Origin of the sequence: Photorhabdus stackebrandtii, from assembly GCF_011189495.1 — a bacterium.
GTDB classification, from domain to species: Bacteria; Pseudomonadota; Gammaproteobacteria; order Enterobacterales; family Enterobacteriaceae; genus Photorhabdus; species Photorhabdus khanii.
On record NZ_PUJV01000139.1, the window covers coordinates 1 to 920 of the forward strand.

1 protein-coding gene is annotated in these 920 nt (G+C 46.8%); it reads right to left on the reverse strand.

The genetic code is table 11. The annotated features are described in order from the left end of the window. Positions 1–40: 40 nt before the first annotated feature. Positions 41–920, reverse strand: an 880-nt coding sequence (locus C5470_RS22000; RefSeq protein ID WP_166291912.1) for a transposase, incomplete at its 5' end; no start/stop codon positions are given.

Consider the following 920-nt stretch of genomic DNA (forward strand, 5'->3'; position numbering starts at 1 on the left):
GAGGGTGTCGCAAAAGGGTTGAGGTCATTTTTTCAACGCGTCAAATTGAATCCAGCTCCCCTTCTTTAGTGCCTGTTATTTGTCCGAATAACAGGCTAAACATCACCCATAATATCAGAGCTACCGCTCTTGATAAGTTATAGGCCATCGCATGCAGGGTAAATTCCAACTTTACCGCTGACAATCCCTTACGCCGAAAGCGCTCCAGCCCCTGAATTCCTCGCAAGGCTGAAAATACCGGTTCCACTATGCTCTTTCGTTGACTCAATATCTGTTTTGATTCAGGGGTCGCCATATGCAAACGAAGTTCATCCCGCTTTTCATCTTCCGGATAGCGTTTTATTTTTCTCCCGCCTTTGGCCTGCGTACATTGGTTTTTTTGCCTGCATTGGACGCAATTGGCACCGCCATAAACCCGATAGCCTCGCGTTTTTTCCGACCCGGCTACTGTGCTTTTCAGGGATAATTGATGGCGGGCAGGACAGGTATAACTGTTTTGCTCGCCATCATAGATAAATAACGATTTGGGGTAAATTTTTCGGGGGGTCTGCCGGTGGGAATTTTCAGAGCAAAACAGCCGGATTTGATATTTTTGTGTCTCAGCTATCACCGCGTCATGGAAATAACCGGCATCCAATAACAATTTGTCCGGATGATATCCCGATAAATTGAAATTCTGCGTCAATAAATCCGCCATCACCTGTGTTTCACTGGACGGATCGACGGTCTGGGCGACAATAATCCGCCTGGTATTGACTAAAACAGACGGTTTATAAGCCGTTGAAAATCCCTTTCCCCGCTTGAGCTTCTGGACGACCGCTTCTGGTTCTGTTGGATTAATACGCAGCTGGCTGCCATCTTTACCCTTTTTTTCCCGATTTTCTTGTCGGCGCCGTAATACTTCGGCGCTCTGTTCCAAT